This is a genomic window from Acinetobacter legionensis (assembly GCF_048552295.1).
Classification (GTDB): Bacteria; Pseudomonadota; Gammaproteobacteria; order Pseudomonadales; family Moraxellaceae; genus Acinetobacter.
The window spans coordinates 132,282-154,603 of record NZ_JBIMCW010000003.1; the positions used below are offsets into that span (position 1 = coordinate 132,282).

Consider the following 22,322-nt stretch of genomic DNA (forward strand, 5'->3'; position numbering starts at 1 on the left):
GATATTTATCGAGCTGGCTGCTTTTAAGAAATTTAATATTTATAAAGAGGCTATTAAATGATGAGTATAAGTCATTATTAGATGATGATTTTTTGCCAACGGCAGTTACCCAACAGTCCAACAATAGAAAAACTTAACTGATCAATCTAAATAAATACTTTCGATCTTCATTTCTTCTCAATTTCCTAAGCCAAGTAAAAAGCCCAATAGCAACCAACACAATAAAGCCCAACACATTGGCAATCAGATCAGTTTGTTTATATACACTTTTAACAGCATTTTTGATTACTCATCTATTGAGTTTTGATCAAACATCCAAGCCTCACAATCCATTTATTCATGTTACTCACTCTTAAACATGAATTTGGTTCACTTTTTTGTGAAATTATATCATTTTTATTCATGTGCGGATTGCGGTATAAATTACACCAAGCGCTTCACGATAGACAAAATTATCGTTGATTCTGAAATGAACGACTAAGTACAAATCAGAAAATACGGAAAATACTATTGACTGGATAGATCCAAAGATAAATTGGATGGTTCAGAAAGAGCATGAAAAAAATTCAGGTTTATTTCAGAAAATAGGGTATCAGATCATCATGAGTAAAGATTTTACATTTACGATTAAGAGCATTAGTTTCGACGAAAACTATCATCCCTCTAATAATACGCGTATCACAACCAACTTTGCCAATTTAGCAAGAGGTGAGAGTCGCCATGACAATCTGCGCAATACCCTAACGATGATTGACAATCGTTTTAATGCCTTAGCGCATTGGGATAATCCAGAAGCAGATCGTTATTCTGTTGAGTTAGAAATCATTTCAGTTGATATTGATATCGAAGGCAACGGTGAGACTTTCCCTACGATTGAAATATTGAAAACCAATATTGTTGATCACAAAAATAATCAACGTATTGAAGGTATTGTGGGCAACAATTTTTCTTCTTATGTGCGTGATTATGATTTTAGTGTATTGCTGTTAGAACATAATAAAAATAAAGATCAATTTAGCCTGCCAGAAAACTATGGCGAGCTTCATGGGAAGATTTTCAACGCATTTGTAAATTCAAATGCGTATAAAGAAAACTTTAAAAAATCACCTGTGATTTGTCTTAGTGTTTCAAGTAGCAAGGTGTATCACCGTACTGCAAATGTGCATCCAGTATTGGGTGTTGAATATCTACAAGATGAATATTCGTTAACAGATGAATACTTCGGAAAAATGGGTTTGCAGGTTCGTTATTTTATGCCGCCTAATAGTGTTGCGCCTTTGGCATTTTACTTCCGTGGTGATTTGTTGAGTGATTACACTAACCTTGAGTTGATCGGTACTATCAGCACCATGGAAACTTTCCAGAAGATTTACCGACCTGAGATTTACAACGCAAATTCTGTGGCAGGTAAATCTTACCAACCAAGTTTAAAGCATCAGGATTATTCACTAACTCGTATTGTGTATGACCGAGAAGAGCGTGGCCAGTTGGCGATTAAGCAAGGGAAATTTACTGAAGAGCAGTTCATCAAGCCATACAAACATATCCTTGAGCAGTGGTCTGCAAATTACGTTGCTTAATTTACCTAGATAGACAAGATTATTGATTATGAAAATATTATTACCAACTTCAACTGCTGGCAGCTTACCAAAACCTTCTTGGCTTGCTGAGCCTGAAAAACTTTGGTCACCTTGGAAATTACAAGATGAGCAATTAATTGAAGGCAAACAAGATGCTTTACGCTTGTCATTGCAAGAGCAACAACACGCTGGGATCGATATTGTCAGTGATGGTGAACAAACGCGCCAACACTTTGTCACCACGTTTATTGAACATCTGAATGGTGTGGACTTTGAGAAGCGCGAGACTGTACGCATTCGTAATCGCTATGATGCAAGCGTACCAACTGTTGTCGGTGCGGTATCTCGTCAAAAGCCTGTTTTTGTTGATGATGCCAAGTTTTTACGTCAACAAACCAATCAACCGATTAAATGGGCGTTGCCTGGTCCAATGACCATGATTGATACGTTGTATGATGCGCATTATAAAAGTCGTGAAAAACTTGCTTGGGAATTTGCCAAAATCCTCAATGAAGAAGCCAAAGAGTTAGAAGCTGCGGGTGTGGATATTATCCAATTTGATGAACCTGCATTTAATGTGTTTTTTGATGAAGTCAACGACTGGGGTGTTGCGACTTTAGAAAGAGCGCTTGAAGGGCTTAAATGTGAAACTGCGGTGCATATTTGCTATGGCTATGGTATCAAAGCCAATACAGATTGGAAAAAGACTTTAGGTTCAGAATGGCGTCAATATGAAGAAGCATTCCCTAAACTTCAACAATCTAAAATTGATATCGTGTCTTTAGAATGCCAAAACTCTCGTGTGCCAATGGATCTGATCGAATTGATCCGTGGTAAGAAAGTAATGGTTGGTGCTATTGATGTGGCAACCAATACCATTGAGACAGCAGAAGAAGTTGCCAACACATTACGAAAAGCACTTCAGTTTGTCGATGCGGATAAGCTTTATCCATCGACTAACTGTGGTATGGCTCCTTTATCTCGTGAAGTTGCAAGAGGCAAACTTAATGCTTTAAGTGTTGGCGCAGAAATCGTTCGTCAAGAACTTAGCCGCTAGTATTCAACGATATTGTGGTGTAAAAAGGGTGACCTGTTTGGGTGAATGGATATCCAAGACCCAACTGGAAACCCTGATCACAATTTAGAGAACGTCAGTTCTACTGAGAAACTCATCCAGATGCAGTGCCTACATGACGGAATAGCAGGGTAATGCTAAATCTAAAAAAGTACGGTTCAATTTAGGAACAATGAAATGATTGAAGCAACAGACTTTAGAAATGCAATGTCTTTGTTGACCAGTGCAGTCAGTGTCATTACCACGACAGGTTTGTCTGGTCGTTATGGATTTACTGCGTCTGCCGTATGTAGTGTGACGGATTCGCCTCCGACTTTATTGGTCTGTATGAATAAAGCGGCGAGTTCGCATGTGCATTTTGTTGAAAATAAAATTTTAACTGTAAATGTTTTAAGTGCACATCATCAGCATATTTCTAAAGCGTTTTCGTCTAAATTAAGCCCAGAAGAACGATTTAAACATGGCGTTTGGACAGAATTAGAAACTGGCGCACCGGTTTTAGATGATGCTTTGGTGAATTTTGATTGTGAGATTGAGCAAATTCAGGAAGTTGGAACACATACGATTTTTATTTGTCGTATCGTGGCGATTCAACAAAGTGAACATGATCAAAGCTTAGTTTATTTTAATCGTTCTTATCATCATGTTGGGCAGACCGAGGTTGCTTAAAGCCAGTTTGCTTTTGCGTTTACCCCTTATGCCAGAGCTAAAAAATAATAAGGCGTGTTGATCTGTTGAATTGACCGAATAGGCTTGTTTAAAGCAATCATAATCAATTATTTAATTACTTGAAAAATAATAATAATTTTAATTTTTTGCACAAAATATGACATTGACACCCTAAAAATCTCCGATTATTCTTTGCTGGCTGGCCTACATTGCCAGTCGGTTTTAGCAGACCGCTGCCTAAGTGCATTGAAAAAACTTGTTTTTTTGATGTAGACTCGTTCGTCCCCCTTTTGTTGCGGTTGGACGGGAGGGGGACACCTTCGGGTGTAGTGATTCTTAGGTTCAGTCTGCTAACCCTCTTTCGTTCTGCCACCATAATTTTTATACATTGGCAGAATTTTGAATTGTTCAGGAGTTGGCCATGTATTTTATTCATACCCCATCAGATTAGTGTTTAGTACGGTTGAACAGCCTTTGGGTTTTTTGGCATTGGCTGGTTATACCTCAAAATATCAACAATAAAACTTGAGATTCATTCTGGTTACCTTTTGAAGCCGTTGCATGCTTTTTTGCTTATAACAAGATCGAGAGTGACTTTATCTTATTTAATTAAAAAAATGATTTATATGGAAAATATATGTCAAATTTATATATTTCATTTCTAGCTTTAAGGGTGCTCGAGTCCTCCCGAAAACTCTTTAATACATACGGTTTTCATCATGTCGGGATAAACAGTATTGTTGAATCTGCTAAAACTACCAAAGCAACGTTTTATAAATACTTTCATTCTAAAGAAAGTTTGATTGAGAGGAGTTTAACCTTTCAAAAAGCCACACTGAAAGAAGAAGTGTTTGTGCTAATTTATAGGCGGAAAGACCTTACTGTTTTTGAAAAACTTAAGCGAATTTTCTTTTTACATGCCGATGTTGAAGGGCTGTACCATTTATTATTTAAGGCTATTTTTGAAATTGAAAAACGCTATCCCAATGCTTATCAAATCGTGGTTGAATACCGAAGCTGGTTAATTGATGAAATTTATAAATTGCTTTTAACCAGCAATGTGAATGCCTCAAAACAAGATGCACATATGTTTTTGTTTGTGATTGATGGGGCAATGGTTCAGCTTCAGGGTGAAAATAGTGTGGATGATCGAGAAAGGTTAGTGGGGTGTTTTTTGGATGGGTTGGGGTAGTGTTGTTTGGGGGGGAGATATATCGTTATTTATGGTTAATAGGTGTTTTTAAATAGTAAGGCTCATATGGAAAAGTACTATATCAGTTTTTTTAATAAAAAAGTTTGTAATAGTCTACGCTTCTCAACTAGTGATATATCCATTTTAAGATAAAGCAGATCTATCTATCTTCCTTCGTAGTTGGTTCATTCTATATATGCTCTTTAACCTCAATTTTGAGTGGTATAGAAACTTTTTAAACCATCTAATGCTCTTTCTACTTATTAACCTTTAGTACTAATACTTACATAAGTTTTAGTTATCGTTTAACTATAATTTTTTAATCAGTATGATAATGCTATTATTTGATTTAATTTTATAGCCTATTGATAAATAATTTCTTGTTTGATTTTGTTATATTTCATGTATATTTTTATGAGAAGCACTTTATAAGAAAGTCCGATGTATCATCGAACTTTTTTATAAAGATAAAAAATATGTGAATTTTAGTGGTTCGTATTTATAGATTTAAAACATCTTCATCGTTTTTAATAATAGTGTAAAATCTACGTAACAGATAAATTACTCCAGTTCCTAGAAAAGCTATAATCCCTTTTACATATATAGATATTTTTTCCCATCTGGTTTTAGATACTCGATCCCCATCAAAATATGCAACATCAACATCAGCATTGATCTTTAGTATCCCATTGTTCATAGATAGATCAATAGAGCCATTTGTAAGAGAAAGATTATTTATATTGTTTAACTCCACTTTTTCATTTTCTATAAATAAACTTATAAAATTTCCTACGAGAGAAATATTTTTAACTTTTCCGTTATCTATATATGCAGAAAGTTCGTCGGTATTCAAATTAGATCCATTAATCCAACCAGTCAATTCCGATAGTGATAGCTCGGATTCTTTTCCTATTTCTGTAAACGTTATATTTTTAGAAGTTTTGATTATTATAGTTGCTGTAGGACTATCCAAAAATATCTCATCATCTTTTATAGATGCTGGTTTACATATCAAAGGGTCATTAATATTTATTTTTTTATTTGGCTTTATAGTTACTTTTTTATTGATATTTTTTAATAAAATTTCTCTATCTGATATTCCATTTTTTCCTAACAAAGCTATATCAAAACGATAAAAATCTAAATTTTTATCTGATAAAATTTTCATTTCATTTTCATCTGCTAAAAAATATGAAATATAAAACTTATCTTTCTTCTCATTTGCTACTTGTAGTTGTTTTTTTTGTGTTAATTTATCAAATGTAACTGCTGATATGGTATCGTTAAAGCCATTTTTAAAATGAGTATAACCTTCTTTTATCATTATATTGTAGGAATTATTATTAGGGATTTTTATTTTAAATGTTTTTAGATTAATAAATTCTTTAGATTTTTTTCCTGCACAACCATCAAAAAAAAATATTTCTAAATCATTATTTCCGTTATATTTGTAATTTATATCTAAATCATTCATTCCTATGTATTCTAAATTTTTTAGGTATATTTTTTTACCTTTATTAAGACCGAAATTATTTTCACTATTTTCACTACTGTCTGCATTGATGTAGTTAATGGCGAGGTCGGTTTTTATTTCTGCTTTTATTTTAGTTGATGAGCTTTGAAAAACATTAGTAAAAATAAAATATATGATAAGTATTGAAATGAAACATAAAGTAAAGAAAAATAAATTTTTATATAATAAACTGTATTTTATGCTTGGGTTTATAATTTTATTGGAAATCCAAAGGAAAATTGTCATTATTAATGCTAGGAAAAAACCTCCTATAATATTGCTTAAAAAGTTAGCAAAATAATCAAATTCTTTAAAATTTCTTTCATGTAATAATATTGTTAAATCCATGAGAATAAAGCAGATGGCAATAACGAAAGAAAGGTTTAAATAGAATCTAATGCCAGATTGGAATTTTAAAAACTTATAAGTAATAATATAATTTATTGAAAACATTGTAATAAATTCAATAATTGATAAGTTGAATATAAAATCAATAAATTTAATTTTCTCAAATACCTGGTTGGGCATGAATAAGTCATAAAGATTAGAGACATCAGTATTAAAAATATTTAAAAATATAACTTGTAAAATTCCACCAATATGTAAAAAAAATATTAGAACGAATGCTATAAATAGTGACCATAAAATTCTATTTTTATTAATGTTGATATCGTTCATTAAGTCTCTAATTGCATTCATTTTTTTTGCACAGTAAATTTTTTTTGAATTATATATAAATGTCAGAGAGATTGGAAATAAAAAGTGATAACTCAATGATGAAATTATTTTAGGATCATATTTAGAATATTTAACCCCAAAATTTGAAGTTTAACTATTATCGAAAATTTTATATAAGAATGATAATCTAAGAGATCTTTAAAGGTATAACAATATCATGATTCTTCCTCTTTCATTGCTACTCCATGATCTTTAGACTGATCAATGACGTAATCGACACCAAGTACCATTTGCCCAGACTAACTTTTTGCAGCGTCCTTGGCTTCTTCATATCCATCAAATAGCTCATCAGAAAGTGCTTTTTCTCTAGAGTGAGTAGTGATTATTTCTCATTCATCACCAATAAAAATTATTTACGGATTCTAGTAGTTTTACAATCTACCCCATAATTACTCCTTTAAGATTTTAATTTTAAATTACAACACATTAGGATCTATAGATATCAAAAATTAATATTTATAAATTCATATAATTTAAGGTTCTCAGATAAGGAAATGTGATGAAGTTAAAAGATGTTTTTTACTATATTCTTGATAATAATAATGCTTTAAGTGGCTTCAATGCATACATGATAGGAGGCATGAAGACATTGATTCTTTCTTATTCATAAATCCCACCATAAATGATGATGAAATACAAAATAATACTTTGTACTACCATACCCATGTTACAGGCGGAAAAATTAGAAGTTCATCAGGCGAAGAGGATTTTTGCATTGCTGAAAGTGTTGAAGACTTGATTGATCAATTGCCTTCAACTGCTTCTGAGTTGAATTATAGTGTTTATAAGCTAGAAGAGTATGTGTTGGGGGTAAGTAGTGAATATGCATTAAAAGCACTACTTCTTAGATTACCTAACATAGACATTTATGATGTAAATGACTTTAAAGTAGAAGTTATTAAGTTGATTTCAATGCTTAATCCTTAGAATGATAGAGTTATTTTTTATGCAAGTTATTGTAATAGTAGATTTTTTTAAGAAAGTGTATTTTGATGGTTTAATTTTAATAAATTTATCTAAAACAAGTATATAAGTCTAGATTTTGATCCCGATCCTCGGAACAAATTGCAATGCATTCCATAAACTATTAGGAGAAAAAATTGTAGCGAGGTATCAAGCTAACTGCAATTAAAAATTTAAGAATAAAAAATAGAGCCATTAGGCTCTATTTTTTTAATGACAACTTATATGTCACTTCTTACCAGCTCAACGCACCACCAGTTTGATAATCAGTTACACGCGTTTCAAAGAAGTTTTTCTCTTTACGCAAGTCCATCATTTCAGACATCCACTGGAATGGGTTATTTACACCAGCAAACTGCTCAGGTAAACCTAACTGCGCTAAACGACGGTTACAGATGAATTTCAAATACTCTTCCATCATCGCTGCGTTCATACCCAATACACCACGTGGCATTGTGTCACGCGCATATTCGATTTCAAGCATAGTACCTTCAAGAATCATCTGAATGATTTCTTCTTGGAATTCAGCAGTCCACAAGTTTGGATTTTCAATCTTGATTTGGTTAATCATGTCGATACCAAAGTTCAAGTGCATAGACTCATCACGTAAGATGTACTGGAATTGCTCAGCAACACCATTCATCTTGTTACGACGACCCATAGACAAGATCTGGCTGAAACCACAGTAGAAGAAGATCCCTTCAAGTACGCAATAGAATGCAATCAAGTTACGCAGTAAGATTTGATCGTTTTCAGGTGTACCTGTTTGGAAGGTTGGATCACATAAAGACTGAGTATATTTCAAGCCCCAAGCAGCTTTACGAGCAACTGATGGAACTTCACGGTACATGTTGAAGACTTCGCCTTCATCCATACCTAAAGATTCGATACAGTATTGGTAAGCATGCGTATGAATCGCTTCTTCAAATGCTTGACGCAAAATGTATTGACGGCATTCAGGGTTGGTAATGTGACGGTAAATCGCCAACACCAAGTTGTTTGCAACCAAAGAATCCGCAGTAGAGAAGAAACCTAATGAACGCATCACGATGGTACGCTCATCTTCAGTTAAGCCATTTTCAGACTTCCAAAGTGCGATATCGTGGTTCATGTTAACTTCTTGCGGCATCCAGTGGTTTGCACACCCGTCTAGATACTTTTGCCAAGCCCACTCGTATTTGAACGGTACAAGTTGGTTTAAGTCAGCACGACAGTTGATCATGGCTTTATCATCAACTTGTACACGTTGCGCACCCATTTCAAGCTCTTCTAAGCCAGGTGCAACATCTAACTTTTCTAAGGCGTGAGATGCTCTTGCCAACGAATCGGTTGGATTTGTTGATCTTGCTGTATAGGTTCCAGCGGATTGTGTAGTTGCCACATTCTGCGATGACTGCTTTGTATCAGATACCACTTGCGAATCAGTCGTTTTTTTCTGTTCGACGGGCGCAGGCTGGTGAGCTTGTGCAGCTTGTTTCTGTTCATCATCTTCAAAATCGTCCCAACTTAGGATAGACATCGTTGTTCTCTCTTCGTTGTTAATATCTATGTTCGACATCTCACAATGGAAGATGTCACTACTATACGCTTATTCTGTGCAAGCAAAATTAAGTTTTGCCGATAGTTGTTTTGTTCTTGTTCGAAAGAACAGATATCCACACTACTTATTTTGCTTACGCTTTTGCTGCTTACGGATCGCAAAGAATGCATAGACCGCAGGCACGTAAAAAACTAAAAAGGCTAAGATCAGCACGATTACGCCTAACTCATAGTTATGACTTAAATGGAACATTTCTTCGCCTTTTATAATTTCAGATTTTTTGAATCCCCCTAAGTCCCCCTTTTTTAAAAGGGGGACTTTATTCCCCTTGAGGATTGGGAAGGATTACTTACTGACAAGCCTCACAATCTGGATTGTCGATTGAACATGCTTGTGGTACTGGTGCTGCTTGAGCGAAACCATCTTCTTCAGCAGGCGCTTCAGGTTTAGTTTCTTGAGTAACCACAGCCACTGGTGCAGCAACAGTTGTTGCTTTTACTGCGTTTAAAGCACCCGTGTTAATGGTTGATTTTTCCGCAGAGGTTGCACCTAATGCACGGAGGTAATAAGTTGTTTTAAGACCACGTAACCAAGCCATCTTATAAGTGATGTCTAGTTTCTTACCATTTGCACCAGCGATATAAAGGTTCAATGACTGTGCTTGGTCGATCCATTTTTGACGACGTGATGCAGCATCTACGATCCAACGTGTATCTACTTCAAATGCAGTCGCAAAAATTGCTTTTAACTCTTCAGGGATACGTGCAATTTTTTGTACTGAACCCTCAAAGTGTTTCAAGTCGTTAACCATCACAGAGTCCCAAAGACCACGATCTTTTAACGCACGTACCAAGTACGGGTTGATCACTGTAAATTCACCAGAAAGGTTAGATTTTACATAAAGGTTTTGGAAGGTCGGTTCGATAGACTGTGAAACGCCACAAATATTTGAAATGGTTGCTGTAGGGGCAATCGCCATTACATTTGAGTTACGCATACCATCTTTTTGAACTTTAGTACGTAATGTATCCCAGTCCAAACGTTGAGTACGGTCAACTTCAAACATACGCTCTGGACGTGATTTTGCAACGATATCTAAAGAGTCGATTGGCAGGATACCTTGATCCCACAATGAACCTTTGAATGTTGAATACACACCACGTTCAACAGCAAGGTCGCTTGATGTTTGAATCGCGTAGTAGCTGATCACTTCCATTGATTCATCAGCAAAATCTACCGCTGCATCAGAACCATAACCCATACCCAATTCATATAAAGCATCTTGGAAGCCCATGATACCCATACCGACAGGGCGGTGTTTCATATTTGAATTACGTGCTTGTTCAACTGCGTAGTAGTTGATGTCAATCACGTTGTCGAGCATACGAACAGCAGTTTTAACTGTACGCGCTAATTTTTCACGGTCTAATGCGCCACCTTGAACATGTTGTACAAGGTTGATCGAACCTAAGTTACATACTGCGATTTCATCTTTATTGGTATTTAAAGTGATTTCAGTACATAAGTTAGATGAATGCACTACACCTACGTGTTGTTGTGGTGAACGTAAGTTACATACGTCTTTGAATGTGATCCAAGGATGACCTGTTTCAAACAACATTGATAACATTTTGCGCCATAAGTCTTTCGCACGGATTTTCTTATGCAGCATGTTGTTTTCTTTTGCAATGCCTTCGTAGTAAGCATAACGTTCAGCAAATTCACCGCCAGTTAAATCATGCAAATCAGGCGTTTCAGATGGTGTGAACAGTGTCCATTCAGCGTCTTCAATCACACGTTGCATAAACAAATCTGGAACCCAGTTAGCCGTGTTCATGTCGTGAGTACGACGACGATCATCACCCGTGTTTTTACGAAGCTCTAGGAATTCTTCAATGTCCAAGTGCCAAGTTTCTAGGTATGCACATACTGCACCTTTACGTTTACCACCTTGGTTTACTGCAACAGCAGTATCGTTGGCAACTTTAAGGAAAGGTACAACACCTTGTGATTTACCGTTGGTACCTTTGATATATGAGTTCAAGGCACGTACTGGTGTCCAGTCATTACCTAAACCGCCTGCCCATTTAGAAAGAAGGGCATTGTCACGCATCGCACCATAGATGTCATAAAGATCATCTTGAATCGTAGTTAAGTAACAGCTTGACAATTGTGGACGTAATGTACCTGAGTTAAACAGGGTCGGTGTAGACGCCATATAATCGAAGCTAGACAATAAGTCATAGAACTCGATTGCACGATCTTCACGCTGTTCTTCATTTAATGCAAGTCCCATTGAAACACGCATAAAGAACAATTGCGGAAGTTCGAAACGTACATCATTTGAGTGAATGAAGTAACGGTCAAATAAAGTCTGTAAACCTAAATAGGTAAATTGGTTTGAGCGTTCTGGTTTGATTGCAGCTGCCAATTTTGCAAGGTCAAAGTTTAAAAGCTCAGGAGAGAGAAGCTCAAGCTCGATACCTTTGTTTAAATAAGTTTCGAGCGCATCGCCTTCGATAGTATCTGTAGCTAAACCTAAGAATTTTAAACCTGTCGCAACCAAGTCATCACGTAATAGACGTGCAGTTACATAAGTATAGTTTGGTTCTTGTTCGATACGGGTACGTGTCGCCATCATCATCGTGGTTGAGATGTCTGACTGTTTTACACCGTTATATAAGTTTTTAACTGTTTCATCGACAATGGCTTGAACATTGATGCCTTCTAAGCCTTCACTTGCTTTTTCAATCGTGGCTTGAAGTTTGCTCAAATCTAGAGGCTGAAGCTGACCGTTCGCATCTGTGATTTGTAAGGTTGGGTGATGATGAGCACCAGTTTGTTTACGTGCATCAGAACGTTGTTCACGATAGATTACATATGCACGTGCAACTTTTTGTTCACCTGTACGCATAAGCGCCAATTCAACTTGGTCTTGAATTTCTTCAATATGAATTGTTCCGCCAGAAGGTAAACGACGATTAAAAGTATTCATCACCATCTCTGTTAGCTGAGTGATGCGATCATGAATACGGCTTGAATCTGCACTTTGTTGACCTTCTACAGCCAAAAAAGCTTTACCAATTGCTACAGAGATTTTATCTGCATCAAAAGCGGCAACATCACCAGTGCGTTTAATCACTTGTAGTTGACCTGGGGTTGTAATGGCGTTCATTGTCAGCGTAGCTCCATTGTCATCATTGTTATGTTTATGGACCATTTGAATCGTACAAACTGCAAAATTTGTTGTCACGATGTTTGAGGACTAAACACAATACTTAGTGGTTTAATTTAATTTAGAACACAAGATACGGTAATTTTAAGGGTAGATCAATATTGACATTTCAAGAATATTTTATCCGTGAAAAGTAAATTTTTATTTGCATCTTTTTGCCTCAAAGTGTCATTTTTGTTATATGCCTTATGAGACAAGCACATAGCATAGCAAAGACTCAGTAGAGTGCTTATAGATAAGTGTGTGGATAACTAAAAAAACGATAAATTGATGAGACAGAATATGAACAATGAAATATTTTGTATAAAAATTAGTCCAGCTATTGATTGTCTTAGAGAAATTTAAAAATGATGTGTATTGAATTTATAAAACTGCCTACAATTCAATAGTTAATAAAAATATAACAAATTGATACGCTCATGTATCAGTTTGGTGAATGAGGTCTTGTTTACATTGTAAACGTGTGTATATTGCAAAACATAGTGTGTTGAATCTGCGAGCTTTGTAGCAGACTCCAAAATCAAATATAGGGGCAAATAGATGAGCCAAGAAGAAAAGTTACCAAAGATTCTGATTGTTGAAGATGACGAGCGCCTAGCTCGCTTAACTCAGGAATACTTAATTCGTAATGGATTAGAAGTTGGGGTAGAACCAGATGGTAACCGTGCGATTCGCCGCATTATTGCTGAACAACCAGACTTGGTTGTATTGGATGTGATGTTGCCGGGTGCAGATGGTTTAACCGTTTGTCGTGAAGTTCGTCCACATTATCATCAACCGATTTTGATGTTGACTGCACGTACCGAAGATATGGACCAAGTTCTTGGTCTAGAAATGGGTGCAGATGACTACGTTGCAAAACCTGTTCAACCGCGTGTACTGCTTGCGCGTATCCGTGCGCTATTACGTCGTACAGATAAAGCGCCTGAAGATGAAGTTGCACAACGTATTGAATTTGACGATCTTGTGATCGACAATGGCGGTCGTTCAGTGACACTCAATGGTGAGTTGGTTGACTTCACCAGTGCTGAATATGATTTACTTTGGTTGTTGGCATCCAATGCAGGCCGTATCTTATCGCGTGAAGACATCTTTGAACGTCTCCGTGGTATTGAATATGATGGTCAAGACCGTTCGATTGACGTACGTATTTCACGTATTCGTCCAAAAATTGGTGATGATCCTGAAAACCCGAAACGTATTAAAACTGTACGTAGTAAAGGTTATTTGTTTGTTAAAGAGACTGGTCTATAAACGATGGGTCGGTCATCCAAGATGCTTGTCCATCACCGGACAAGCATAAAGAAGGTTAGTTTGCGTGTCTAAACACAGTATATTTTTGCGCATCTATGCAGGATTAGTCATTCTTGTTGTGTTGGTTGCCTTGTTTGGATATTTACTTGTCCAAATAATTAATTATCAACGTGCGCAGGAATATCGTGAGTCTCTCACAGATGGAATTTCATTTGTGATTAGTGAGGGTGTGGCACGTCAGCAAACTGAGCAGCAGCGTCTAGATTGGATTTCAGATGCTTCTGATTTGTTAGAGCTTCCCATTTATTATCTCGAAGCAAGAAAGGTTGATTTATCTCGTACTGAAGAAAAACGCATAGAAAATCAAAAAGCGGTGGTGCGTTATGATGCAGAACAAGGGATTGCTTATCTAGTTTTAGGGATCAGAAACGATCCAAAGCATTATTTATATATCAAAGTCGACCAAATCGGCGAACGCCAAATGAAGGCGCTTCCTGTGTTCATTCTGGATTATTTGGTTTATTATCCCGGTCAAGAACAAGAATATCTTAAAAAAATTCAACAACATTTTTCCTATCATGTAGGTGTTGAAAAGATTTCTCAGCTCAATCTCGATTCAGAGCAAATTGGACGTTTAAGATCAGATCAAAGTGTAATTTTATGGCGTGACAGTGCAACTGTACGTGGTACAACCATTTCGATTGTTTCTCCATTGCCAAATTCGCCTACAGATGTCTTGGTGCTGGGACCTGTTCCAATGTTTAACTGGATGCCTGTTAAATTGGCTGCTGGAATAACATTGTTGAGTATGTTCTTGCTGTGTTTGGGGGTTTATGGCTTGATTGTGCCAATGCAACGCAAGTTGAAACAGGTGAATGAAGCCTTGGATGTGATGAGAACAGGGGATATGTCGCAACGTGTACCTGTTGAAGGTTATGACGAGATGGCAAGTCTGGCCACCAGTTATAACAGCATGTCTGATCATATACAGCGTTTGATTGAAGCACAGCGTGAGTTAATGCGTGCCGTATCGCATGAGTTACGTACACCTGTAGCGCGAATCCGTTTTGGTATGGAAATGCTGGCAGACGAAGATGACCATGAGTATCGTTTGCAACAGGTCGAGATGATTGATAAAGACATCGAAGCGTTAAATACACTGATTGATGAAATCATGACTTATGCGAAATTAGAGCAAGGTACACCTTCTTTAGATTTTGAAAAAATTGTATTGATTGATGTATTAAAGCAGGTTGCAGTAGAAACAGAAGCATTAAAAACCCAAAAGATTATCCACCTCAACCCACTTTCATCTGATGTGATTGTCGATGCAGAACGTCGTTATTTACATCGAGTTGTACAAAACTTGGTGGGGAATGCGATACGTTATTGTGATCATCAGGTCAATATTAGTGGTGGTGTTAATCACCAGACTAGTATGGCTTATGTCTGTGTGGAAGATGATGGCCCTGGGATTCCAGAGGAAGACCGTAAACGTGTATTTGAGGCATTTGCACGTTTAGATGATAGCCGTACCCGTGCTTCAGGTGGTTATGGTTTAGGACTTTCAATTGTGAGTCGTATTGCGTATTGGTTTGGTGGGACGATTGAAGTCGATCAAAGCTCAGATTTGGGTGGTGCAAGATTTACCATGTCTTGGCCGGTAGAGCGCTTTAAAAAGAAAAAAGTTTAGACGTTAAATCGTGCCATTAAAATATATGATTAAGATTTATTCGATTTATTTTATCAGTCATCTTTAAAGCCATCATTTAAGATAAAACTACTTTCATCCTTTCCTTTATTCAGAGGAAGGGATGGGGCTTTCAATATGATTTAATTTTCTATAATTATTTTTGATTTATAGTTAAACCACCTAATTATTTATACCAGTGATTTTTATCGGCTGATTGATCAGAAATGAAGCTTATGTTTTTGTATATACTTTTAGAAACTATTGGTTATCAATTGGTTTGCTGTACTTTTGAATCATAGAGGGTTGTTCTATCGTGTGGCGACATGGATGTCTCTCCTTGTGCCGAGGAATACGGGGGGGTATAGGACGAACCCCTTGCTTATGAGCAAAAACAAAGCACTGCTTTGTTTGTGGCGTAAGGTTTGGCATCCCCTACGCAAAGGTATTTAAACTTTGAATGTAATATGAGGTATTGCAAGCTTTTTTATAATTAAAAAATTTTTTATGTAATTGATTTATTTAGAAAATATTAATTAATGGAAATTCTATTCTAGTGCTTGAGTTTTTTGACAGGCTGACTATATAAAAAAATCTATTGTTAAACTCAATAAAAAAACCACCGAAAATTTTCGGTGGTTTTTTATGTCTGGCTGTTGCTCAGTCTAGATCCTATTGTTGAAGCGTTGCATCAGGCGCAATGATTGGCTTGCTGTCTCGCAATGCTTGTAATGCATCATGATTAAAATCAATCAATAAGCTGTTTTGTTCAGCGTCAATTTTATAACTGCTAATGATTTTTTGATCACCTTGAATGGTGTCAATACGATATTCATCCGCGATATTTAAAATCCCTTCTAGATTTGTCGTGGTTGCGGCAAGATCTTGGCGGAAAAGCTCATACACATCTCTTAGATCAAAAATGGCATTTTGTGCATCAACGTGTTTTTTGACATAATTTTCAATATGACGAATCAGTAATTGTGCAAATAAAAAATAGTTTGGCTTGCTGCTGAATTCCATCTTGTTTTACCCCTAAATTTTTGATTTAAAGTTGTTCATATTGAATAGCATATACATAAAAGTGGTTCAATGTGTATAGGCTCTGTAGACAATTCGTCTAAGTTTGCGACAACGAACACCTTTTTCTATAATTGGGTGCTAAATATACAATTTACTGATTTAAGCGACGATAAGTTATTCACCTTTCAACTGGCTTTAGTTTTGGAAAACTTGGGTTTGTTGTATATGCGAAAAATGACATGATCGACAGTGCTGACTGTTTTGAAAATTCAAATCAGAAAATCATAAGAGGGCACAAGGTAGGTCAAAAGTAGGCATTGGGCATTTGGCGTTGGATGGTTTAAAGCGGGTTATTTCATTGAAATAAGTTAGTTTTGATAATAGTGAAGTATAAAAAATTATAAATAACTTTGTAATATTTAAAAATTATCACAATAAGATAATTTTTATCACTTGATTGATCTAATGTGACTATTTTACCACATAGAATGTAACAAAATATTTTAGATGGTAAATCCTTATATTTGTAGAAATTAGCCAATTAAATCGCAGAAATACATGCATAAATCATGGCTTTTACTTGGGCTGAATCGGATTAAGCTACTGATTTGTCATTTTTAATTCATGATTAAAAAATAAACTTCGGAAAAACTAATAAGAATAGGGATAGAAATTTGATAAAACGATAAGTCAGCGCTGTATCGCTGTGAATCAGGAAAAAATATGGTTTTTGTCTAAAAAATCATCCGAAAGACTTAGAGCTATTAACTAGCAACAGATGACATCAATCGGGTACAATTGACCAGATTTATTTTGTGTTTGGTGTATTTGCAAGGCCAATACATACATTCTTTGTTAAATAATAGGCCTGCCAGGAGTTATCCCCGCATGAGTGCCATTACTCCATACGATTGGGCAATCATTGCCTTCGTGATCGGCGTGACATTTTTATGTGTCTTTATGCTCACCGTTCCTTTGCTCCTTGGGGGTAAATCATGGGGACGTGCGAAGCAAGAGCAATTTGAATCAGGTGTGGTTAGTGCTGGTGGTGCACGTATCCGCTTGTCTGCGAAGTTCTACCTTGTTGCAATCTTCTTTGTTGTATTCGATTTGGAAGCCCTCTATTTATATGCATGGGCGACATCTGTACGTGAAGTAGGTTGGGTTGGGTTTTCAGCTGCAGCTGTATTTATTTTAGTTTTACTCGTTGGTTTGATTTATGAATTATCTACAGGTGCATTGAACTGGTCACCTTCAGATAAACGTAAAATCGCAGGGATTAAACCTAAAATTGGTTCACCAAATATGGACCTTGCAGAAATTACTCGCTTCAATTCAATTGAAGAGTTGGTGATGGATCCTACAGGAACTATTCCAGCTCAATCTTCTGGTCGTGTGAAAGATAAAACACCGACCATGTCTCTGAACAAGGAGTAACTCGGGAATGAAATATACTTTAACCCGTGCGAATCCAGAAGCTGAACAATATCCGCTTCAAGATCGTCAAATTGTGACAGATCCACTTGAAGAAGAAGTGAATAAAAATGTGTTCATGACTCGCTTAGAGGATGTGGTACACACAGCTGTAAACTGGGGCCGTAAAAACTCAATATGGCCTTTTAACTTTGGTACATCTTGCTGCTACGTTGAATATGCAACCACGTTAACCGGTGTGCATGACTTGTCTCGCTTTGGTGCCGAGGTTATTCGTGCTTCGCCACGTCAGGCAGATTTGATGATTGTTGCAGGGACTTGCTTTGTTAAAATGGCGCCTGTAATTCAACGTTTGTATGAACAAATGCTTGAGCCTAAATGGGTGATTTCAATGGGTGCTTGTGCAAACTCTGGTGGTATGTACGACATCTATTCTGTTGTACAAGGTGTGGATAAAATCATTCCTGTTGACGTGTACGTTCCAGGTTGCCCACCACGTCCAGAAGCATTGATTCAAGCCTTGATGTTATTGCAAGACCAAATTCAATTAGAACGTCGTCCGCTCTCTGCGGTAATCGGTGATGATCTTCAGCCAGTGTATAAGCCAAAGATGATGCCAGAACGCGACCGTAAGAACGCTGAACGTATTGCAGTGAAAAACTTACGCTCTATGGATGAAATTGAGTAATTTTTTCTGATGAATATTTGACATATCTGATGGATATGGTCATCAGGGAATTTGACAGAATTTGTATTAAATAGGAAGCCAAGCCAATGGCTGAAACTGAAATTGCTATGCCAGAATCGACTCCAGTTGATTCCCGCCCAGCATTTGCAATTGTAGAAGATCTCAAAGCCAAATTTGGCGAGAACTTTTACGTGCAACCGACGTTTGAAGATTTTCCGACGGTCTGGGTTGAGCGCGCACATGTACAAGAAGTTCTAATGTACTTGCGTAAAGTACCACGTCCTTATGTGATGCTGTTTGACTTATCTGCGGTCGATGAACGTTTGCGTAACAACCGTGATGGTTTACCTGCATCTGATTTCACAGTGTTCTATCACTTACTTTCATTAGAACGTAATAGTGATATTCGTATCAAAGTGGCGTTGAGTGAGAACGATATTAACGTTCCAACGGCGACCAATATTTGGCCAAATGCCAATTGGTACGAGCGTGAAGCTTACGATATGTTTGGGATCAATTTCGAAGGGCATCCAATGCTTCGTCGTATCTTGTTGCCAACCTATTGGGAAGGTCATCCACTGCGTAAAGAATATTCTGCACGTGCGACTGAATATACACCGTATATGCAAGACAAGGCTAAACAAGATTTCGAACAAGAACATCTTCGTTTCGTTCCAGAAGATTGGGGTCTAACACGCGGTAACGCGGATGAAGACTTTATGTTCTTGAACTTAGGTCCTAACCATCCATCTGCGCATGGTGCATTCCGTGTGATTTTGCAGCTTGATGGCGAAGAAGTGAAAGATTGTGTGCCTGATATTGGCTATCACCACCGTGGTGTGGAAAAGATGGCTGAACGTCAAACTTGGCATTCATTTATTCCATATACAGACCGCGTTGACTACTTAGGTGGTTGTGCGCAAAACATGCCTTATGTCATGGGTGTTGAACAACTTGCAGGGATTACCGTTCCTGATCGTGCACAATGTATCCGTGTCATGATGTCTGAATTATTCCGTATCAATAACCATTTATTGTATATCGGTACTGCGATTCAGGATGCTGGTGGTATGACACCAGTATTCTATATGTTTGCGGATCGTCAAAAAATCTATGACGCAATTGAAGCGATCACAGGTTTCCGTATGCACCCAGCATGGTTCCGTATTGGCGGGACAGCACATGACCTTCCAAACAACTGGCAAAAACTGATTCGTGAAATTCTCGAATGGATGCCAAAACGTTTGAAGGAATATCATACTGCTGCGCTGAAAAACTCAGTATTTGTGGGGCGTACCCGTAATGTTGCGCAATACGATGCTAAATCGGCATTGGCTTGGGGTGTAACAGGTACAGGTTTACGCGCAACAGGTATTGATTTTGATGTTCGTAAATATCGTCCATACAGTGGTTATGAAAATTACGACTTTGAAGTGCCGTTAGAGTATGAAGGCGATGCTTACGCACGTGTGATGGTTCACTATCGCGAAATCGAAGAGTCATTAAAAATCGTCAAACAGTGTTTGGATAATATGCCTTCTGGTCCTTATAAAGCGGATCATCCATTGGCAGTTCCACCACCAAAAGATAAGACTTTACAAGATATTGAAACTTTGATTACGCATTTCTTGAGCGTGTCATGGGGTCCTGTAATGCCAGCTGGTGAAGCCTCTGTAATGGCAGAAGTGGTGAAAGGTGCATCTAACTATTACTTGACTTCAGATAAGTCAACGATGAGTTACCGTACACGTATTCGTACACCTACTTTTACCCACTTGCAGCAAATTCCTTCCGTGATTAACGGCAGTCTTGTATCTGACTTGATCATTTATTTAGCGACAATTGACGTCGTTATGGCTGACGTGGATCGCTAAGGGGTAAACGCATTATGATGATTTTGACTGATAAAAAGCCACGTGTGAATGTTGAAGGGATTCTGACTAGCGAAGAAATCCATGAAATTGAACATCACATGGGTCACTACCCATACCCACGTGCAGCGTCTTTGGATGCTTTAAAGTGTGTACAGCGCCGTAATGGTTGGGTGGATGACGCGCAGTTACATGCAATTGCTCAATTATTGACAATTACAACTGCGGATTTAGAAGGTGTTGCAACATTCTATAACCGTATATACCGTCAGCCTGTAGGTCGTCACGTAATTTTATTATGTGATTCGATTGCATGTTTCTTGATGGGTGCGGAAACTTTAGCAGAAGCTTTCCAACGTGAACTGGGTATCCAATTTGGTCAAACGACAGCTGATGGTCGTTTTACTTTATTGCCGATCTGCTGTCTAGGGAACTGTGACAAAGGTCCAACCCTGATGATCGATGAAGATACACACGGTTTGGTTGAAGTGACTTCTGTGAAACAGTTATTGGAGAAGTATGTATGAATACCGAACCAAGACCAATTTATGGCGAAGGAAACCCTGAAACTCACCCATTAACATGGCGTTTGAGTAAACAGGAATTTGTTCGTAGTGCTGATGACTATGAAGCTTTAGAAGGCTATGCAGGCTTTAAAAAAGCGCTTTCTATGCCACCTAAAGACGTTCTTGAAGTCATTAAAGCAGCGACTGTAAAAGGTCGTGGTGGTGCAGGTTTCCCAGCAGGGATTAAATGGTCATTGATGGCACCCAATGATGGTGGTCCTCGTTACCTAATCTGTAATGCCGATGAAATGGAACCGGGAACATTCAAAGACCGTTTATTGATGGAAAAACTTCCACATCAATTGATCGAAGGGATGTTGATTGCAGGTTATACCCTAGAAGCGACTCAGGGTTATATCTTCATTCGCGGTGAATACATTGAAGCTGCACAATACTTAAATGAAGCTTTAGAACAAGTGCGTGCTAAAGGTTATTTGGGTGACAACATCTTAGGCACAGGTTGGAATTTTGACCTGCATGTGCATACCGGCGCGGGTCGTTATATCTGTGGTGAAGAAACTGCATTGATTAACTCACTCGAAGGTCGTCGTGCAAACCCACGTACTAAGCCGCCATTCCCACAAGTTGCAGGTGCATGGGGCCGTCCGACTATCGTAAACAACGTAGAAACCTATAACAACTTACCAGCAATTATGTTGCGTGGGCCTGAGTGGTATATCGGTTTGTCTGCGGGTAAATCTAAAGATCCAGGCACTAAAATTTATGGTGCATCAGGTAAAGTGACTTTCCCTGGTCTTTGGGAATTACCGTTTGGTACGACTGCACGTGAAGTGATTGAAGACTATGCTGGCGGTATGCGCGATGGTCTTAAACTGAAAGCATGGTTACCGGGTGGGGCATCGACTGACTTCTTGGCTGCTGAACACATTGATCTTCCAATGGATTCAGAAAGCATTATGAAAGCTGGTTCTCGTCTAGGTACATGTTTGTTAATGGTCGTTGATGAAACCCAGTGTATGGTTTCTGCAACGCGTAACTTAGAAGAATTCTTTGCACGTGAATCATGTGGATTCTGTACGCCATGCCGTGATGGTTTACCTTGGGCGGTCAAAGCACTTGTCGCAATTGAGAAAGGTGAAGGGAAGATGGAAGACATTCAACATCTTCAAGAACTGACTCGCAAATTGTGGATTGGTAAAACATTCTGTGCTCACGCGCCAGGTGCGATGGAACCATTGATGGGTGCACTCAAATATTTCCGTAGCGAGTTTGAAGCTAAAGTGACAGATCGTCCTGTAGCCCAAGCCAGCCACGTAGAACAAGTTTAAGG

Annotated in this window: 17 protein-coding genes; 12 read left to right on the plus strand and 5 right to left on the minus strand. The window is 37.6% G+C overall.

Features of this window, described 5'->3' with window-relative positions:
- Positions 1 to 602 precede the first annotated feature (602 nt).
- From ACG916_RS03740 to ACG916_RS03755, 4 genes are all read left to right on the plus strand, one after another.
- Entirely contained in the window at positions 603 to 1,580 is a 978-nt protein-coding gene (locus ACG916_RS03740) for a DUF1852 domain-containing protein (protein ID WP_034610135.1), read from the plus strand.
- A gap of 28 nt (positions 1,581 to 1,608) precedes the next feature.
- Complete coding sequence (locus ACG916_RS03745; protein ID WP_419327549.1) at positions 1,609 to 2,637, plus strand: methionine synthase; 1,029 nt, start codon at positions 1,609 to 1,611, stop codon at positions 2,635 to 2,637.
- A gap of 195 nt (positions 2,638 to 2,832) precedes the next feature.
- Complete coding sequence (locus ACG916_RS03750; RefSeq protein ID WP_004722874.1) at positions 2,833 to 3,324, plus strand: flavin reductase; 492 nt, start codon at positions 2,833 to 2,835, stop codon at positions 3,322 to 3,324.
- Positions 3,325 to 3,961: 637 nt separating this feature from the next.
- Positions 3,962 to 4,516, plus strand: coding sequence for a TetR/AcrR family transcriptional regulator (locus ACG916_RS03755; RefSeq protein WP_419327550.1), 555 nt, complete (start codon positions 3,962 to 3,964; stop codon positions 4,514 to 4,516).
- A gap of 499 nt (positions 4,517 to 5,015) precedes the next feature.
- Here the strand turns inward: ACG916_RS03755 and ACG916_RS03760 are convergent, their stop codons facing one another.
- Positions 5,016 to 6,707: a hypothetical protein gene (locus ACG916_RS03760; protein ID WP_419327551.1), complete on the minus strand. Its 1,692-nt coding sequence runs from the start codon at positions 6,705 to 6,707 to the stop codon at positions 5,016 to 5,018.
- Between the two features lie 708 nt (positions 6,708 to 7,415).
- Here ACG916_RS03760 and ACG916_RS03765 point away from each other — a divergent pair.
- Positions 7,416 to 7,694, plus strand: coding sequence for a hypothetical protein (locus tag ACG916_RS03765; protein ID WP_419327552.1), 279 nt, complete (start codon positions 7,416 to 7,418; stop codon positions 7,692 to 7,694).
- A 271-nt stretch (positions 7,695 to 7,965) separates the two neighbouring features.
- On the opposite strand, the gene ACG916_RS03770 is transcribed toward ACG916_RS03765, so the two are convergent.
- The 3 genes from ACG916_RS03770 to ACG916_RS03780 form a co-directional block, all read right to left on the minus strand.
- Positions 7,966 to 9,249: a ribonucleotide-diphosphate reductase subunit beta gene (locus tag ACG916_RS03770; RefSeq protein WP_004722861.1), complete on the minus strand. Its 1,284-nt coding sequence runs from the start codon at positions 9,247 to 9,249 to the stop codon at positions 7,966 to 7,968.
- Between the two features lie 141 nt (positions 9,250 to 9,390).
- Entirely contained in the window at positions 9,391 to 9,522 is a 132-nt protein-coding gene (locus ACG916_RS03775; RefSeq protein ID WP_004722859.1) for a preprotein translocase subunit YajC, read from the minus strand.
- Positions 9,523 to 9,619: 97 nt separating this feature from the next.
- The gene (locus ACG916_RS03780; RefSeq protein WP_419327632.1) at positions 9,620 to 12,490 is read right to left on the minus strand and encodes a ribonucleoside-diphosphate reductase subunit alpha; all 2,871 of its coding nucleotides are present in this window, start codon (positions 12,488 to 12,490) and stop codon (positions 9,620 to 9,622) included.
- Positions 12,491 to 13,045: 555 nt separating this feature from the next.
- On the opposite strand from ACG916_RS03780, the gene bfmR reads away from it, so the two are divergent.
- Positions 13,046 to 13,759, plus strand: coding sequence for a response regulator transcription factor BfmR (gene bfmR, locus ACG916_RS03785; RefSeq protein ID WP_004722855.1), 714 nt, complete (start codon positions 13,046 to 13,048; stop codon positions 13,757 to 13,759).
- Positions 13,760 to 13,823: 64 nt separating this feature from the next.
- Positions 13,824 to 15,452, plus strand: coding sequence for a sensor histidine kinase BfmS (bfmS, locus tag ACG916_RS03790; protein WP_336952955.1), 1,629 nt, complete (start codon positions 13,824 to 13,826; stop codon positions 15,450 to 15,452).
- 669 nt (positions 15,453 to 16,121) lie between these two features.
- Here bfmS and ACG916_RS03795 read toward each other — a convergent pair.
- Positions 16,122 to 16,472, minus strand: a complete 351-nt coding sequence (locus tag ACG916_RS03795; protein ID WP_336952954.1) for a hypothetical protein — start codon at positions 16,470 to 16,472, stop codon at positions 16,122 to 16,124.
- A gap of 888 nt (positions 16,473 to 17,360) precedes the next feature.
- Between ACG916_RS03795 and ACG916_RS03800 the strand changes: the two genes are divergently transcribed.
- The 5 genes from ACG916_RS03800 to nuoF all read left to right on the plus strand — a co-directional run bounded on the left by ACG916_RS03800 (position 17,361) and on the right by nuoF (position 22,320).
- Positions 17,361 to 17,909 (plus strand): NADH-quinone oxidoreductase subunit A, encoded by a 549-nt coding sequence (locus ACG916_RS03800; RefSeq protein WP_004722844.1) that lies wholly within the window; start codon positions 17,361 to 17,363, stop codon positions 17,907 to 17,909.
- Between the two features lie 7 nt (positions 17,910 to 17,916).
- The gene (locus ACG916_RS03805) at positions 17,917 to 18,594 is read left to right on the plus strand and encodes a NuoB/complex I 20 kDa subunit family protein (RefSeq protein WP_004722842.1); all 678 of its coding nucleotides are present in this window, start codon (positions 17,917 to 17,919) and stop codon (positions 18,592 to 18,594) included.
- An 86-nt stretch (positions 18,595 to 18,680) separates the two neighbouring features.
- Positions 18,681 to 20,468: an NADH-quinone oxidoreductase subunit C/D gene (nuoC, locus tag ACG916_RS03810; RefSeq protein ID WP_419368185.1), complete on the plus strand. Its 1,788-nt coding sequence runs from the start codon at positions 18,681 to 18,683 to the stop codon at positions 20,466 to 20,468.
- Between the two features lie 14 nt (positions 20,469 to 20,482).
- The gene (gene nuoE, locus ACG916_RS03815; RefSeq protein WP_004722839.1) at positions 20,483 to 20,992 is read left to right on the plus strand and encodes an NADH-quinone oxidoreductase subunit NuoE; all 510 of its coding nucleotides are present in this window, start codon (positions 20,483 to 20,485) and stop codon (positions 20,990 to 20,992) included.
- Positions 20,989 to 22,320, plus strand: a complete 1,332-nt coding sequence (gene nuoF, locus ACG916_RS03820) for an NADH-quinone oxidoreductase subunit NuoF (RefSeq protein WP_004722838.1) — start codon at positions 20,989 to 20,991, stop codon at positions 22,318 to 22,320. The genes nuoE and nuoF overlap by 4 nt, the downstream gene beginning before the upstream one ends.
- Positions 22,321 to 22,322 lie beyond the last annotated feature (2 nt).